The organism is Rhizobium oryziradicis (genome assembly GCF_001939045.1).
GTDB classification, from domain to species: domain Bacteria; phylum Pseudomonadota; class Alphaproteobacteria; order Rhizobiales; family Rhizobiaceae; genus Allorhizobium; species Allorhizobium oryziradicis.
Window position 1 is genome coordinate 178,235 of sequence record NZ_MKIM01000028.1, and the last position, 15,013, is coordinate 193,247.

At 54.7% G+C, this 15,013-nt stretch carries 15 protein-coding genes and 1 tRNA gene; 7 read left to right on the plus strand and 9 right to left on the minus strand.

Annotated elements, in window-relative coordinates; all coding sequences use genetic code 11:
* Positions 1-58 precede the first annotated feature (58 nt).
* Both BJF95_RS16280 and BJF95_RS16285 read left to right on the plus strand, forming a co-directional pair.
* Entirely contained in the window at positions 59-397 is a 339-nt protein-coding gene (locus tag BJF95_RS16280) for an integration host factor subunit alpha (protein ID WP_075640526.1), read from the plus strand.
* A 130-nt stretch (positions 398-527) separates the two neighbouring features.
* Positions 528-1,058 (plus strand): MerR family transcriptional regulator, encoded by a 531-nt coding sequence (locus BJF95_RS16285; protein WP_075641085.1) that lies wholly within the window; start codon positions 528-530, stop codon positions 1,056-1,058.
* 57 nt (positions 1,059-1,115) lie between these two features.
* Here BJF95_RS16285 and BJF95_RS16290 read toward each other — a convergent pair whose 3' ends face one another.
* The gene (locus BJF95_RS16290) at positions 1,116-1,361 is read right to left on the minus strand and encodes a DUF982 domain-containing protein (RefSeq protein ID WP_075640527.1); all 246 of its coding nucleotides are present in this window, start codon (positions 1,359-1,361) and stop codon (positions 1,116-1,118) included.
* Positions 1,362-1,696: 335 nt separating this feature from the next.
* On the opposite strand from BJF95_RS16290, the gene BJF95_RS16295 reads away from it, so the two are divergent.
* From BJF95_RS16295 to BJF95_RS16305, 3 genes are all read left to right on the plus strand, one after another.
* Positions 1,697-1,773 (plus strand) — tRNA-Pro (locus tag BJF95_RS16295).
* Positions 1,774-1,878: 105 nt separating this feature from the next.
* Positions 1,879-2,616, plus strand: a complete 738-nt coding sequence (locus tag BJF95_RS16300) for a helix-turn-helix transcriptional regulator (RefSeq protein ID WP_175577276.1) — start codon at positions 1,879-1,881, stop codon at positions 2,614-2,616.
* A 228-nt stretch (positions 2,617-2,844) separates the two neighbouring features.
* A complete protein-coding gene (locus BJF95_RS16305) occupies positions 2,845-3,861 on the plus strand; it encodes an extracellular catalytic domain type 1 short-chain-length polyhydroxyalkanoate depolymerase (RefSeq protein ID WP_075640528.1) in 1,017 nt (338 codons plus the stop codon).
* 149 nt (positions 3,862-4,010) lie between these two features.
* On the opposite strand, the gene BJF95_RS24125 is transcribed toward BJF95_RS16305, so the two are convergent.
* From BJF95_RS24125 to BJF95_RS16325, 5 genes are all read right to left on the minus strand, one after another.
* Entirely contained in the window at positions 4,011-4,160 is a 150-nt protein-coding gene (locus tag BJF95_RS24125) for a hypothetical protein (protein WP_175577277.1), read from the minus strand.
* Between the two features lie 159 nt (positions 4,161-4,319).
* Positions 4,320-5,570, minus strand: coding sequence for an O-antigen ligase family protein (locus BJF95_RS16310; RefSeq protein WP_075640529.1), 1,251 nt, complete (start codon positions 5,568-5,570; stop codon positions 4,320-4,322).
* Positions 5,567-7,120 carry an undecaprenyl-phosphate glucose phosphotransferase gene (locus BJF95_RS16315; protein WP_075640530.1) on the minus strand — a complete coding sequence of 518 codons (1,554 nt, stop codon included), beginning with the start codon at positions 7,118-7,120 and terminating at the stop codon, positions 5,567-5,569. The genes BJF95_RS16310 and BJF95_RS16315 overlap by 4 nt, the downstream gene beginning before the upstream one ends.
* Before the next feature lie 117 nt (positions 7,121-7,237).
* Complete coding sequence (locus tag BJF95_RS16320) at positions 7,238-8,401, minus strand: glycosyltransferase family 4 protein (protein ID WP_075640531.1); 1,164 nt, start codon at positions 8,399-8,401, stop codon at positions 7,238-7,240.
* On the minus strand, positions 8,401-8,970 hold the full coding sequence (locus BJF95_RS16325; protein WP_075640532.1) for a polysaccharide biosynthesis/export family protein: 570 nt from the start codon (positions 8,968-8,970) through the stop codon (positions 8,401-8,403). Before BJF95_RS16325 ends, BJF95_RS16320 begins: the two co-directional genes overlap by 1 nt.
* A 338-nt stretch (positions 8,971-9,308) precedes the next feature.
* On the opposite strand from BJF95_RS16325, the gene BJF95_RS16330 reads away from it, so the two are divergent.
* Entirely contained in the window at positions 9,309-11,534 is a 2,226-nt protein-coding gene (locus tag BJF95_RS16330) for a Wzz/FepE/Etk N-terminal domain-containing protein (protein WP_075640533.1), read from the plus strand.
* A 12-nt stretch (positions 11,535-11,546) separates the two neighbouring features.
* On the opposite strand, the gene BJF95_RS16335 is transcribed toward BJF95_RS16330, so the two are convergent.
* Together BJF95_RS16335 and BJF95_RS16340 are read right to left on the minus strand one after the other, a co-directional pair.
* Positions 11,547-12,773 (minus strand): GNAT family N-acetyltransferase, encoded by a 1,227-nt coding sequence (locus tag BJF95_RS16335; protein WP_245297352.1) that lies wholly within the window; start codon positions 12,771-12,773, stop codon positions 11,547-11,549.
* 3 nt (positions 12,774-12,776) lie between these two features.
* Positions 12,777-12,995 carry a DUF2842 domain-containing protein gene (locus BJF95_RS16340; protein WP_075641088.1) on the minus strand — a complete coding sequence of 73 codons (219 nt, stop codon included), beginning with the start codon at positions 12,993-12,995 and terminating at the stop codon, positions 12,777-12,779.
* 106 nt (positions 12,996-13,101) lie between these two features.
* Between BJF95_RS16340 and BJF95_RS16345 the strand changes: the two genes are divergently transcribed.
* Positions 13,102-14,193: a COX15/CtaA family protein gene (locus BJF95_RS16345; protein WP_075640534.1), complete on the plus strand. Its 1,092-nt coding sequence runs from the start codon at positions 13,102-13,104 to the stop codon at positions 14,191-14,193.
* Here BJF95_RS16345 and BJF95_RS16350 read toward each other — a convergent pair.
* Positions 14,173-15,003, minus strand: a complete 831-nt coding sequence (locus tag BJF95_RS16350) for a DODA-type extradiol aromatic ring-opening family dioxygenase (protein WP_075640535.1) — start codon at positions 15,001-15,003, stop codon at positions 14,173-14,175. The genes BJF95_RS16345 and BJF95_RS16350 overlap by 21 nt on opposite strands.
* Positions 15,004-15,013 lie beyond the last annotated feature (10 nt).

Genomic DNA, 15,013 nt, shown 5'->3' on the forward strand with positions numbered 1-15,013 from the left:
AGATTGGATCAATACTCTCTCGCTTCAACGGTATTAATGGATAAACGGACGGGATGCTATGACGGGCAAAACTGTGACGCGGGCGGATTTGGCTGAGTCGGTTTTCCGCAAGGTTGGTCTTTCTCGCACTGAATCTGCGGAACTGGTCGAAACGGTTATCGACGAGATCTGCAATGCGATTGTGCGCGGCGAGATGGTCAAACTCTCATCTTTTGCCACCTTTCAGGTGCGCGCGAAAAATGAGCGTATTGGCCGCAACCCCAAGACCGGCGAGGAGGTTCCTATTTCCCCTCGCAAGGTTATGACCTTCAAGGCGTCGAATGTGTTGAAGCAGCGTATTCTTCGCTCGCATCTGGCCAGAAAATCCAAGCAGAAGCCCGCCAATCCTGCTCACTGAATTTTGCCAAAACGCATTATGGATAGTGCCTGACGTTGGTTCAAAAGCGGTTGAATTTGGTGTGTGAAGCACCCACCGCTTGATCCTCAGCAGGCAAGTCATTCCAATTCGACATGATGGAGCCACCGCATTGGATAAGAGCCCTGACGCCTTCCGCACAATCAGCGAAGTGGCGGATGATCTTGATCTGCCGCAGCATGTGCTTCGTTTTTGGGAAACACGTTTTCCGCAGATAAAGCCTTTGAAGCGCGGCGGTGGACGACGGTATTATCGGCCCGATGATGTGGAATTGCTCAAGGGCATTCGCCATCTGCTTTATGACCATGGCTACACCATCAAGGGTGTGCAGAAACTTCTGAAAACCAATGGTAACAAGTTTGTTGTCGCAGTTGCCTCGGGCGATCTGGCAACCATGGAAGCGCTGGTGGCTGCAGGCCAGACCATCAGCGATGAGCCGTCTCTGGGGCTTGACGATGACCAGATGGTGGGCCAGGTAAAGCCGCGCCCGACAAGCCGGTTTTTCGGTTTTGGCGGTGGCGACGATGGCGCTCCGGAGATTTCCCTCGGCAAAGGGTCGATCAACAAAGAAGACAGGGCCCTGTTGCAGGAAACCCTGTTTGATCTTCTCGAATGCAAACGATTGCTGGATCAGGTGCGCTAACTTCGTCAGCGCCGTGAGCCTTCCTTCTTTCCACACAGATGCCGGAGTCGATTGAGATCACACCCCGATCTCAATCTTGTCTCGACGTGCGGCAACAAGCAACGCTCGTCTGGCGTAGGCAGCTGAGCGTTTACCCTCCAGCGCATCCGCACAGGCACTGAGTGCTTTGCGAAATGACGTGCTGGAAAAATCGGGCCATCGATCCGCAAGAAACCAGGCGGCCTCCCGAATCGATCCGATAACGTGGTGGGAACCCTCGATAACGAGGGAAATGGGTCGTTCAAATTGTCTGTCTACTGGCATGTTTTTTCTCCGCCCTTCAGAACGCGGATAGCAGCCATAGGTTCCCCGGCAGATGGTTAAATTTTACGCTTATTTTTGTATTTCACGACGTGTCACCCAAATTCAAATTATCGCGCTAATATATGCCTTTACCAGCAAGGCCCGCACAATTGCCGAGGCTTTCGGAAGTGCACGAAAAGCGGGGGCGATAGGGTTGGTTCGGTGCACAGCTTACCCATCGTGTGGGCGATCATCAACCTTCTGTTCAAAGCCGTATTTTTTTGGAAGAAGGTGCAATTTTAGGCTTGCGCGCGAAGGGTAAAGACTCTAAGTCAACCTTGCTCTTAGGAGCGGGTCGGGGCGTAGCGCAGCCCGGTAGCGCACTTGACTGGGGGTCAAGGGGTCGCAGGTTCAAATCCTGCCGTTCCGACCATTTAAAAAATCCTCCAGAAATTTGGATTATAGTCCGCACCGACACTTGTGTTCGTGTTGCGCAATTTATTTTTCGTTTCAATTCCGTTTTATGTGCAGGTTAAAAATGGACGAGCGTTCTGCATCAAGCCTCGCCATGGCGCAAACAAAAGCGCGGGATGCGGTAAAAACGGCGTCTGATGTCATTTCTGCCCTGAAAGCGCTCTGCGAGATTTATCAGGTTGAGCACGCGACCTACCATGTGATGCAAAACACAGTGTCGGCGGTCGATTCCCCCTTTGTCCGAACAACCTATCCTGCGGAATGGGTGGGGCATTACCTGACGAAAAACTACGTGAACATTGATCCCGTGGTTTTGAAGGTCATGGACAGTCATCGTCCGTTTGATTGGGGCGATCTGGAATGGACAGGTGCCGGGCTCGATATGCTGCGGGATGCCAGGACATTTGGCGTTGGCGAGTTCGGCTATAGCATTCCGCTGACCGATGATGGGAAGGGAAGGGCCGTGCTGTCGTTCAATACCTGTGCAACACCATCCGCCTGGGCCGCTCTGGTCGAAGCTCACGCTGCGGCGTGGCGCGACATTGCTGTTGCCATTCATCACCTTGCAAAGGCAGAGCAAAATAGCTTTGTTGACGATATGCGCCCGCTTGCCCGTCGTGAAAGAGAGTGCCTTGCTCTGGCGGCGCAAGGCAAGAGCCACAAGGAAATATCGCTCATTTTGAGCATCTCGGATTATACGGCGCGTGGGCATTTAACGTCGGCGCGATTGAAACTGAAATGCCGCAACACCGTGCACGCGGTTGCCAAAGCAACCAAGTTGAGAATCATCGATCCTGTTTAATCACGCCTGATAATTTGAAGCTGTTGACATGTTTATTTCTCCTTCAAAAACAATCAAATATTAGGCCGCGTGTGCAAGAATGGCGTTTGCGTGGTCGAACAGTCTCGCTAATGCGGCAGGTTTGCCCTATATTCGCTGCAGTGCAGCAATATAAAATTCTGCTTGTCGATAGCGACAAACAATAGTGGCCTTGCGAATCAGGTGCACGCCGTCAGGAAGGCAATAAAAATGCGAATGAATGTCTCTGAGTCTGTGGCAGCGTTGATCCGAAAACAAAGAGATTTTCAAAAAGTGCTGGGAAATCTGGTTGATCATCTCGACGCTCCTGCGTCACCTCAAGAAGATGAAGCACCAGTTGGTGCCGTTTTGAACGAGGTGGTCGGTTTTGGCAGCAATCCCGGCTCATTGCGCATGTTGGAATATATTCCACCACGGTTGAAGCCCGGCGCGCCGCTTGTTGTGGTGTTGCATGGATGCGGTCAAAGTGCTGAGGAGTTTGATTGCGGTAGCGGCTGGAGCAGCTTGGCCCGCAAGTTTGGGTTTGCCTTGCTTTATCCGGAGCAGAACAGCTCAAACAATTCTCACGGTTGTTTCAATTGGTTCCGTCCAAGCTCGATTGCGCGTGACAGGGGGGAAGTTGGTTCTGTTCAGCAGATGATGGCCTCAATGGTTGAGCGGCATGATCTGGATGCACAGGCCATATACATCATGGGCCTTTCCGCAGGCGGCGCTTTAACGGCGGCGCTTTTGGCGGCCCATCCGGAGGATTTTCGCGCCGGTGCAATTGTTGCAGGTTTGCCTTTTGGTGCTGCGCGAGACGCTATGAATGCATTTAGCGCCATGAGCAATGGCGTGGTGAAGACAGCCGATGAATGGGCCGCGCTGGTGCAGCAGGCGGCTCCCGAGAATGATGTTTGGCCGCGCATTTCCATCTGGCATGGCAGCGATGATCAGGTTGTGAACATCAAGAACGCCGATGCTTTGCGAGTGCAATGGCTGGCGGTGCATGGCCTGTCGGAAGAGAATGCAAAGACGGAGAAATTTGGCAAAGTCACGGGTCAGGTATGGCACGATGACAAGGGCGCGATCAAAGTGGAATTTGTCGTGCTGGATGATCTCGACCACGGCGTGCCGATTTTGCCGGGGCAGGGACAGGAGATGCCATTTATGCTGGCGTCCAACATTCATTTGCCACAGGTTCTGGTGGAACGCTGGGGACTTTCTTCGGCAAAACAGAAAATTTGAGTTTTTATTGTCCGTGAGCAGATTGTTCTGCTTCCCGGATAAATGATCATTAACAGATCAAAACAAAGCCGCGCGTTTGATAAACGCGCGGCTTTGTTGTTCATGCGGATTGTATGGGCCTACAGCTTTGCCCGAAAAATGGGAACCGGTTATTTTTCCTGAACGGAAACCCCGCCCTGACCGATGCTGAGCTCAACGCCCTTTGGCTTGGTCTGTTCGTGATAGGTGTATGCGCCGAGACCGACCACCGCGACAACAAGTGCGCCGATGACGAGATAAAGACCGTTTGTGCGATTCATAGTGTGCCCCGTATGTTAAGACTTTCAACGGGCTGATAACAGCCCTCAAGAATAATCAGCTTAACAACGCGGCTGTCGCGAATTTGTTCCTTCTCCACGCAAGATAAGTTGCAGTTTTGAAAACAAATGCCGGGGATCTGTTTCAATTTTGCTGCCGATTTACAGCGCTGCGTGTTGCGGTCGGGCGAGCTTGCTTTGATAGCGCATTTCAAGGGCGCGGCATCCCCAAAGGATACCAAACAACAGATAGACATGCCGCCAATGATCCAGATCGATCACATCGCCAATTGCTGCATGTCCCACCATGACAATCCAGGTGATCATCAGATAGGGCTGCCACGGCCGCTCGCGCAACAGATATTTGAAGCCGAAGCAGAGCGTCCAGATCATCATGGTGAGGTAGCAGACGAAGCCAATCCAGCCGTAGGTGGTGAGGGTCTTTAGCCAGATATTGTGCTCGTCCTCGGGGAATATCTTGTTGAAGGCAAGGGGGCCGATGCCAAGTGGTCGTTCCATTGACATCATGAAGCCAATTCTATGCCGCTCAAACCGTCCCAAATGACCACCATCGTAATCCTGCACCAGTTCGGTGCGGGCCGAAAAAATGGTTCGGACTTTTTCCGATTGAAGGGCTATTGCCAGCGTCAGCACCATCAAAACACTTGCTGTGAGTGCCAGAAGCAAGATCTTGAGCCGAAAGGCACCGCTGCGTTTTTGAATGAGCAGAATGATGACCATGGCAACGGCTGAAAACAGAAACAGCGCCCAGGCCGCGCGTGAAAACGACAGGAATATGCCAAACGAGATGATTAAAAGGCCTATAATGCGCAAGGGTGCCGCCATTAACCGTCCGGTGAGGAGGCCATGTATCAGATACAGCGATGGCGCGATGAGGAAAGGGCCAAACACATTGGGGTCTTGAAACGCCCCCATGGCGCGGTCATAACGGGTGAATATTTCTGAGCCTGGGAAGGCGTGAAAATAGCCCAGAATGCCCAGAGTTGCCGTCGCAACCGCGGCCAAGGTCCAGGCCTTGAAAATCACCAGCAACCGTTCCGGACGATCTTCAATAATGGCGGCGTAAAACACCGAGGTGATGGCGAGAAAAGTTGATACCGCCACATACATGGGGCCGGTGTCCAGATCACGCATAACGGTCAGAGAGAGGAGCCCGCCGATGTTGAAGGTGAGCATCAGGCCCAGCAAGGGCGCAATGCGCCGGGATACGCGCAGACCCAATAAAAACCACAGCGGGATTTGCGCCGCCATGAACAGTTCATAAGGGGCGGGTTCCTGGAAAACAAAACCGAGCAGGAAAATGCCGAGGCCAATCAATCCCGTACCAATCAGCCGGGCGGTGGCTATTCCCGGTTGATATACAGGGGTGGCGTGGGTTGCCAGCGCGCTCAATAGGCATTTTCCGTATTGAGCAGGCAAAACGGGGTCATGAACAGTATTTTCAGATCGAGAAGCAGAGACCAGTTTTCGATATAGTAGAGATCGCAGGCCGTTCTGCCTTTGATTTTCTCATCACTATCAATCTCACCGCGCCAGCCATTGACCTGCGCCCAACCGGTGACGCCGGGTTTGACCCGATGGCGGGCAAAATATCCTTCCACGATATCGCCATAGGGACGATCGCGCGTTTGGGCCAAAACGGCATGGGGGCGTGGCCCAACCAGAGAAAGATCGCCTCTCAACACGTTGAAAAGCTGCGGCAATTCATCCATGGACGATTTGCGAAGCCAGCGCCCGACGGGGGTGACGCGCGGATCATTCTTCGTCACGGCAAGTTTGGCCGTCGGATCGCTCATTTCGGTGTACATCGAGCGGAATTTCATGACATTCACGATCTCGTTGTTGAAACCATGGCGTTTTTGGATAAACAGCGCCGGCCCTTTTGATGTCGTGCGTACCGCAATGGCGGCAGCCAACATGATAGGCCAGACGAGCGCCAGAGCGATCAGGCTGAAGGTGATGTCAAAGATGCGTTTGGCAACCGAATCCCAGTCGCGAATGGGCTTGTCGAGCAAGTCCAGCATCGCCACATCGCCAACATGCGAATAGGCGCGGGGGCGAAACATCAGGCTGTCGGAATGGGCGGCAAGCCGAATATCGACTGGCAAAACCCATAGCATTTTCAGCAGTTGCAGAATGCGGGCCTCAGCGCTGAGCGGCAATGAGATGATCAGCATATCAATGCGCGCTTCACGGGCGAATTGCACAAGCTCGGCCACGGTTCCCAATTTGGGGTAGCCCGCGACCATATTGGGCGAGCGCTCACCTTGGCGGTCATCGAAGATACCGCAGATGCGAATGTCGTTGTCTTCCTGGCTTTCCAGTCTGCGAATCAAGCTCTTGGCTGGATCGCCGCCACCAACAATCACGGCCCGGCGCTCAATCAGGCCGTTGCGCGTCCAGCGACGAATGCCCAGTGCCAGCAAATATCGCTCAATGACAATGAAGCCGCAGCCCACAGCCCCCCAGCAGCCAAGCCAGACATAGAGCGCATGCGGTCCTTGAAAAACAAAGCAGGCCAAAGCCATCAGGAGCAGGCACAGCGCCCAGCTGACAAGCGCGCGCTTGATGGATTGCGCTGGCGTGCGAAGAACGTGGATCTGGTAGCCGTCGGCCAAAAGCAAAAACAATGTATAGGCGATCACACCAACGGCGGAAAAACCGGCGTCGAGTGCGAAGCTGATGGTGGCATTGGCCATGGTCCGCCAATAGATTGCAAAACCGATTGCCAAAATGCAGCTGAATTCAAAAAAGCCCAACTGGCCGAGAATGATGATCGGCGAGCGACTTGCCTCTCGCAATTGTTTTGCGACGAGGCTGGCTGTTGGAGACAGTTGCGCTTCATCCTGATCCTTGGCCGACGAGAGGGTGGTGACATTACCAACCTCATCACGCAATTTTCGACGGAGCTTTGAAATGTCCAACGTGTTCGGAGTCCTCATGACAGCGTCCCATTATACGACATCATGCTCTTACAGGAAATATACTAAAGAAGGTTTAGCCCATTTTGAATATCAGTCGTTGCTCGCCATCACTTTCAGTAAAACCAGCAGGATTTACTATTCGCCGATTTCCGATGGCGTTGTATTTTCAATGTGCTGATAATAGAGCGCAAGCATTTCTCTTGCCATGGTTGATGCGGAAAATGCCGCGTAAAATTGCTCTGGCTCGGGCATGGTTTTCAATTTCCACTCCGGCTCAATCAAAGCATTGACCATAATGGCCCCCAGAGCCTCCGGGTTGTCTGGCTCGACAAGGGCAGGGCTGGTTTTGCCCAAGGCTTCCGGAATGCCGCCGACGCGGCTGGCAATGACGGATTTTCCCGCAGCCACGGCTTCCAGCACAATATAGGGCATGGATTCGGCCCGCGAGGGCACCACAATGATGTCGCTCATGGCAAATGCATCGCGCACGCGCATGGCTGGAAGAAGCTTGATGCGTTGGCCAAGACCATGGCGCACGATCATTTTCTCATACGTATCACGGTCTGGCCCATCGCCGATCATGGCGGCCCTGAGCGGTCGGCCAAGCTGCCTTTCAGCGCATTGAAAAGCATTGATAAAGACGTCTGGCCCTTTTAATTCGCGCAGCATGCCGATGAACGCGAAATCAACGGCATCATCGGCAGTGGCAATGGGTTGAAACTCCTGATCGCTGATGCCGTTATAAATCAGCCGATAAGGGCAGCGTGGCTCGCCAACCTTGGTTTGATAGCTCCATTGCTCAAAACCACAGACGAAAGCAATGGCCTCCGTCTGACGTTCCAGCAATCGTTCCAGCGTGAAGATGGCTTTGCCCATCAAGGTGTTGGCACGATAATGCAGGCTACCGCCGTGGGGAGAATAGAAGCGGGCAACGGGCAGACCTTTGGAGCGCAACACAGTGCCGATGATGCGGGCAATGGCTCCCCCCTTGGCTCCATGGCCGTGCAACACATCCGGCTTGAGAGATTTGATGTGCAGGTAGCATTGCTTCACGGCCGCAAAATCCTGCGGCCCAATGGCGCGGCGAATGGGCAGACGCACCAAACCCAGCTTCAGCTTTGGCTCCAATTCGGCAAAAAGTGCTGCTTCGTGCGCACCACCTGTGGAGCTATCGCAGACAATGCCCACCTCATGCCCGGCCCGATCATGCTGCTCGACAAGATCGCGAACATGGCGGAAGATGCCGCCAACCGGCGAGCGGAAGCAATGAATGATGCGCAAAGGCCGAGGTTCATCCATCAAAACAGCCGTTCACGCACGTAGATGGTATCACCCGCCATGATAGGATCGGTCACAGGAACTCTGCCGGTGGCAATGGTGCCGTTGACTTTGCGGGTCACATCCATATCGCGCTGATTGGCACGGCTGGTGAAGCCACCTGCGACCGCGATGGCGTTTTGCAAGGTCATGCCCGGCACGTAGGAATATTGCCCCGGCTGGCCCACTTCGCCCATCACGAAGATAGAGCGGTAGCGGTCAATTTCGATGCTGACATCGGGATCGCGCAGATAGCCCTTGCGTAATTTCTGGGCGATGGACCCTTCAAGCTGGGGCAGGCTCAGGCCACGGGCGGCAACCTGACCAATCAATGGGAAGGCGATATAACCCGCCTGATCAACCGTATAGGTGTTGGTCAAGCCAGCCTGTTCGAAAACGGTAATGCGCAGCCGGTCGCCACTGTCCAGCCGGTAGGGCTCGATGGTGGAGCGATGAAAGACCTTTGACGCTGGCTGATAGGATGAGCAGCTTGCAAGGGCTGCCATTGCCACCACAGCCAAGGCCAGCAAGATTTTTTTGGCGATAACCATACGTAATCGCACTCCCGGCGAGAAATATCACAATAGAGTTCTTATCGGCCACTATAGTTAACGGTGCGTAAACCCTCGGCCGGTTCACGGCATTTGTTACCACAGTTGGGGCGTTTATGATGTAAACTTCGCAAGAATTAAGCATGGCCGAATGTGTATAATGCTTGGGCCGTGACGTGCTTGCTCATGGCCTTCGCCATGAAGTCGATCCGATTTTGGATAATATGCTGCAAGATGATCTGTGATGTGACGAAGTTCAGCGGCAGGAGCGGTGCTTGAATTAACCATTACGTTACCATGTTCATTTACAGATTGCTGATAATTCAAGGAGTGGCGCAATGACGGGTCAGCCGGGCACATCCCCTCAGGATGTGGATATTGATCTCTTGCAGCTCTTTCGCGCCGTCTGGCAGCGGAAGGGTCGTATAGCGCTTGCCACCTGCTTGATGGCGGGTGTGGCTTTTGTAGGCGCAAGCATGATCAAGCCCACGTACCGGGCCGAAACTTCGGTGCTGATCGAGCCTCGTGCCCCCAATTATGACGCCGAAAATGCGAAATCTGCGTCATCAGAGCCGGTGCTGGATGATCTTAATATCGTCAGTCAGGTGCAGCTGTTTCGCTCGGCGGACTTGATCCGTCAGGTGGTCAAAGACCTCAAACTCTACGAATTGCCGGAGTTTGATCCTGATCTGCATCCATCGGCGCTCTCCGATTTGCTGGTGATGCTGCATTTGAAAAAGAATCCGCTGGATCTGGCCCCGGAAGATCGGGTTATCCAGACGTTCCTGAGCAAATTGCAGGTCTATCAGGTTGAGAAATCGCGGGTTATTGGCATCGAGTTTTCCTCGAAAGATCCAAAGCTTGCGGCGGCCATTCCCAATGAAATGGTCAAAGTCTATCTGGACCTGCAAAGCGGTGCCAAGCTGGATAGCAATCAGGACGCCGCCAAATGGCTGGAGCCGGAAATTGCCAATCTGCGCAAAAAAGTCTCGGAAGCTGAAAAGAAGGTGGCGGATTATCGCCGACAAGCCGATCTGTTGCCAACCGGCGAAGGCTCAACCCTTGCCTCTACTGAGCTGAACAATATCGCCACTGAGCTGTCGCGGGTGAGGGCAGAGCGGGCCAGCGCCGAAGCACGGGCGCAAAATGCGCGGGCTGCGATGCGGGCTGGCAAACCCACCGACAATCTGGATATTGTCATGGCGTCGCCCGCCGTGCAGCAATTGAAGCAGAGCGAGGCCAGTGTGCAGGCGCAGATTTCGGATCTGTCCACCAGTCTTCTCGATGGTCATCCGCGCATCAAGGCGCTCAAGGCCCAATTGGCCAGTTTGCGGGCGCAGATTGCGCAAGAAACCAGCAAAGTCGTGTCCAGCCTGGAAGCGGATGCCAATGTTGCCAAAATGCGTGAAGCGGATCTGGTGAAACAGCTGAATGCCACCAAGGCCCAGAGCGCGGAAGCCGGAGATCGGCAGGTGGGTCTCAACGCGCTTGAGCGCGAAGCTGCAGCCCAACGGCAATTGCTGGAAACCTATCTGGCCCGCTATCGGGAAGCCACCAGCCGAATGGACCGCAATGCAACGCCCGCCGATGCGCGCGTCATTTCAAAGGCATCCGAGCCGGGATCGCCAAATTTTCCCAAAGTGCTGACCATCACCATTGTTGCCGGTGTTGCAACGCTGGTGTTGAGCATCATCATCACCATGTTTGCCGAGTTGTTTAGCGGCAGAGCGTTGAAGCCTGTTGGTCCGGTTGAACCCCTTGGTGGCCATGATCCATCACCGCGTGCGCGGCGTTTGGATCGTGACGAGCCGGAATTTGCACCGGTTGATCCGCAGCCAAAGCCAAAGGCGCAGTCTGTGGCGCAAGCGCGTGCTGCCTTCAGCGCCCACGAGGTTCAAACAGAGGCTTTGGAAGAAACGCATTCGCCGCTCGATGAGAGCGTTGCAGCCACGCCGGAGCAGGTTGCTGCTGACAGCGAATTTTCCATTGCATCGGTTGCCCGCTATCTCACCCGCAACGGCATTTCCAAGGCGGTTGCCATCTCGCCCTCGGGCGATGATGGCTCTACCGCCACCGTGATGCTGGCCCGCGCCATCGCCAAGGCAGGCCGCACGGTGATCTTGATTGATATGACCGGCTCAGGTTGCCCGACCGCATTGATGGCTGAAAGCAAGGATTTGCCCGGCGTGACGGATCTGGTCTGTGGCGATGTTGCCTTTGGCGAGACAATCCATGCCGATCAAAGCTCGGACGCTCACATTATGCCTAAGGGCAATGCCGATATCCGCCAGGCCCTGCGCGGTATGGATCGCTTGTCGATGGTGATTGAGGCGCTGGCCGATGTGTATGATCTGGTGATGATTGAGTGCGGACCGGCAAGCGCTGAAAATGTATCTCACCTGTGCCGGGCGCAGGAGCATGAAATCATTCTGTCTGCTCCGCAGCCGGATCGCCAGCAATTGTCCGAGATCATGGCGACCTTTGAGGCCGTGGGATACACCGACCTTGTGCTGATGAGCGAGACGGCATCACCGCCGGATGGCGAAGACCGCGACGCTGCGTGAAGGCTCGAAAGCTCAATCATCCGTGTCATTAGATTGGCTGGGCTTGATGCCCTTTGCCCGGATTTTTTGAAGGCAGGCATAGAGCCTGGGATTGGTTTTAATCACGCTTTTGGTGCGCGTCAGCAGCCTTTGGGCATTGGCGGCAATGTGGCCAATTGGGGTGATCGGCAGCACAATATCGTGGTGAACCGTTTCAACCGGGCACCAGCCCCGCTTATAGCTCTGGTCGCCAATTCCAAAATCAAACACCCGGGCTCCTTGCGCACAGCATCGTTCAATCATCAGCCAAAACAGCAATTCACCTGAGCTGGCCTCCGGCACCAAGCTCGCATCAATCGAGCCAAACTGGCAGATCACATGATCGCCTTTGCGCGATAACCCGGCAATGGCTGAAATTTTACCGCTATAGTCACCCTTGAGACGAATGGCATGGAGCTCCAGCGCAGCATTTTGACCTTCGCGCGGGCTGTGTTGCAAATGATGGAAGAAGGCTTGTGTCTCGGTTGCGTGAAACACGTCGGGGAGGCCAAGGTCTGCAAATCGCACCGCTTTTTGCTCGAAAAACAGCGCAAGCAGGCGGGTCTTCTCGTCGGTGCTTTCGGCAACAATATGGTCAAATCCGCCGTGCTCGTTGAGCTTGCGTTGCTGGTTGCGAAATTTTTTGCGCCGCCTTTTGGCATTCAACTGCGCAATCGTGGCCTGGAAATCATCAAACAGAGGCAGTTGAAAAGCGTGGTTCTGATTTTCAACCGCGGGAAGACCAGCCAAGGGGTGGCGCTGATTGCGCCATAACAAGGGAATATTGGAGAGGTGCAGCAGATCGGCATGATGGGTCAGTGCTGATGTGATCTGCTGGCGCAATGCTCTTGTGGTTTCAGCGCCGATCGAGTGGCGAAAAGCGGTATCGAACAATCCCGTGTTGATGTTGCTGAACGGGGCCGCGATAAAGCTTGCTTTGCGCACTATAGTGCGACGGGAGATTTCCAAGGGCAGAATGCACACAGTGCGCCCGCCGCTTTGGCCGCGCAGGATAGCCAGCGGGCTGTTATGGGTTTGCACCCATGCGTGGCACCAGTCATAGCTTTGGTGCAAGGAGCAATAATCGTCGCGCTCCAATGCGCGCCATTCTTGCTCAAGCGGCTCCATGCTGGAGAAGACATCCATGGATATCGCGACCGGGGAAGGGCGCGCGCCCGCAGCTGCGGTCATGGTTTCACGATGGTCGGCATTGACGCTCAAGGGTCAAGGCCTGTTTTTCTGCACCGGTCCGGCCATCCATTTGATGATCAGCATGGCAGGCACCACCCACAGCACACCAGACAGCAGGAAATAGAGAAAATGCACCCACCAAGGCGATTGTGCCAGTGTCAGCGTGGCAATGGTGGTGGCCAGCAGCGCATACAGCATCACCAGAGCGACGATTAAAACAATCCCGATGAATTTTTTCAGTCTCACTGGCATCATAACACCTTGGAAATGCTGGCCGCGACGCCATGCCGCAAACCTGTTACTCTTGTTTTGCACCGGCTGTTGTTGCAAATCAACAGGATTGCAAGAGGATTGACAAATGACAATCGCCAGTACCCTATCACCAACATCAACACCGCTTCTAACGAGGCAGCTTCGCAATCGCCGCGCCATTCGCATCTGGCTCGGGTTTGTGGTGCTGGCGCTGTTTGCGCTTGTGCTTGTGGGCGGGGCCACGCGCCTCACCAATTCCGGCCTTTCCATTACCGAGTGGAAGCCCATTCATGGCGTGATTCCACCACTGTCGGTGGATGAATGGCAAGAAGAATTCAAACTCTACCAGCAGATTCCGCAATATGAGCGCATGAACAAAGACATGACGCTGGACGGCTTCAAGGAGATCTATTGGTGGGAGTGGGCGCATCGCTTTCTGGCCCGCAGCATTGGTATGATTTTCGCGCTGCCGCTGCTGTTTTTCTGGGTGACTGGCCGCATTGAAAAGAAATTGCGGCCAAGGCTTTTGGCAATTCTGGCTTTGGGTGGATTTCAGGGTTTTGTGGGCTGGTGGATGGTGTCATCCGGGCTGACGGCGCGCACGGAGGTCAGCCAATACCGTCTGGCGACCCATCTGGTGATAGCCTGTCTGATTTTCGCGTCCTGTGTCTGGGTCATGTGCGGACTGGGAAAGCGCGATGTGGAGGCACCGCCCAAGGCCAGTTCGAAAGGTTGGGCCACGGCTTTGCTGTGTCTTGTGCTGTTTCAGATCTATCTGGGTGCGCTGGTCGCGGGTCTGCGCGCAGGCTATACCTATAACACATGGCCGCTGATGGATGGCGCTTTGGTGCCCGGTGATTTGCTGATCCAGCATCCACTCTGGGTCAATTTCTTTGAAAACCCCAAAACCGTGCAGTTCGTGCACCGTCTTGGGGCTTATGCCGTGTTTCTGGTCGCGCTTTACCACATGGTGACGTCACTTACTGCCGCGCCGAAATCGTCTCATGCGCGGCGCAGCGTTGTGCTTTTCTGGTTGATCACAGCGCAAGCGGCGCTTGGAATCTTCACGCTGCTGCATCATGTGCCGTTGCATGCCGGGCTTGCCCATCAGGGGCTGGCGCTGATTGTGCTGGGCTTTGCGGTTGCCCACCTGCGCGGGTTTTATGGGGCTTACAGGCTACCCGAAACGGTAGCCTGAGTAGGCCTTGCCCCAAATTGTACCACTGAAAACCTGCTGGCCCCGATCGGAGCCAGCAGCGCCAGCCGCCACAAACAGGGGCACCAGATGGTCATGGTCTGGCACGTGGCATGCGAGCGCATCAGGATTTTCATGCCACTTGGCCAGTTCCGATGCTCGCGCATCGGGATCTTCCAGCGCGACCGCCGCTGTCAACCAATCATCAAAGCGCTTGGCCGCAGCTTCGTGCTGTGTGTCTCGGCTACGAAACATGCGCATGTTGTGATAGCTCATGCCAGAGGCAATGATCAGCACATCCTCATCGCGCAGTTTGGCCAAGGCTTTGCCCAGCGCGATATGGCTTTCCGTATCCAAGGTGTTTTTCAGCGACATCATCACCACCGGCACGTCTGCCTCCGGATAGGCGACCATCATGGGAATGAACACGCCGTGATCAAAACCGCGTTCCGAATCCTCAGAAGACGCAATGCCCGCTTCTGACAAAACCGCGCGCACATGCTGCGCCAAGGCCGGATCGCCTTTGGCGGGATAGGACAGCTGATAGGTGTGTTCCGGAAAGCCATAATAATCAAACAGCATGCCGGGTGCTTTTGCCGTGCTGACCGTTGGAAGCGGCTCTTTTTCCCAATGGCCGGACACCATCAAGATCGCTTTTGGCGTGCTGCCAACGTTTTTCGGAAAATGCGTCAGAAACTCCGCCAACTCATCCCATGGGCCGCGGCCCGTTTCATCCTTGGGAAACTCCATGAAGGGCCAAGGTCCGCCACCGTGGGGGACGAAGTAAACGGGAAGGCGGGCTGTTTGGGTCATGGTGTCGCTC

Coding starts and splice junctions, on each gene's coding strand:
- BJF95_RS16300 (WP_175577276.1), top strand. CDS start 1,879: ATGGACGAGCGTTCTGCATCAAGCCTCGCCATGGCGCAAACAAAAGCG.
- BJF95_RS16280 (WP_075640526.1), top strand. CDS start 59: ATGACGGGCAAAACTGTGACGCGGGCGGATTTGGCTGAGTCGGTTTTC.
- BJF95_RS16325 (WP_075640532.1), bottom strand. CDS start 8,970: ATGGTTATCGCCAAAAAAATCTTGCTGGCCTTGGCTGTGGTGGCAATG.
- BJF95_RS16315 (WP_075640530.1), bottom strand. CDS start 7,120: ATGAGGACTCCGAACACGTTGGACATTTCAAAGCTCCGTCGAAAATTG.
- BJF95_RS16340 (WP_075641088.1), bottom strand. CDS start 12,995: ATGCCAGTGAGACTGAAAAAATTCATCGGGATTGTTTTAATCGTCGCT.
- BJF95_RS16320 (WP_075640531.1), bottom strand. CDS start 8,401: ATGGATGAACCTCGGCCTTTGCGCATCATTCATTGCTTCCGCTCGCCG.
- BJF95_RS16350 (WP_075640535.1), bottom strand. CDS start 15,003: ATGACCCAAACAGCCCGCCTTCCCGTTTACTTCGTCCCCCACGGTGGC.
- BJF95_RS16330 (WP_075640533.1), top strand. CDS start 9,309: ATGACGGGTCAGCCGGGCACATCCCCTCAGGATGTGGATATTGATCTC.
- BJF95_RS16305 (WP_075640528.1), top strand. CDS start 2,845: ATGCGAATGAATGTCTCTGAGTCTGTGGCAGCGTTGATCCGAAAACAA.
- BJF95_RS24125 (WP_175577277.1), bottom strand. CDS start 4,160: ATGAATCGCACAAACGGTCTTTATCTCGTCATCGGCGCACTTGTTGTC.
- BJF95_RS16345 (WP_075640534.1), top strand. CDS start 13,102: ATGACAATCGCCAGTACCCTATCACCAACATCAACACCGCTTCTAACG.
- BJF95_RS16290 (WP_075640527.1), bottom strand. CDS start 1,361: ATGCCAGTAGACAGACAATTTGAACGACCCATTTCCCTCGTTATCGAG.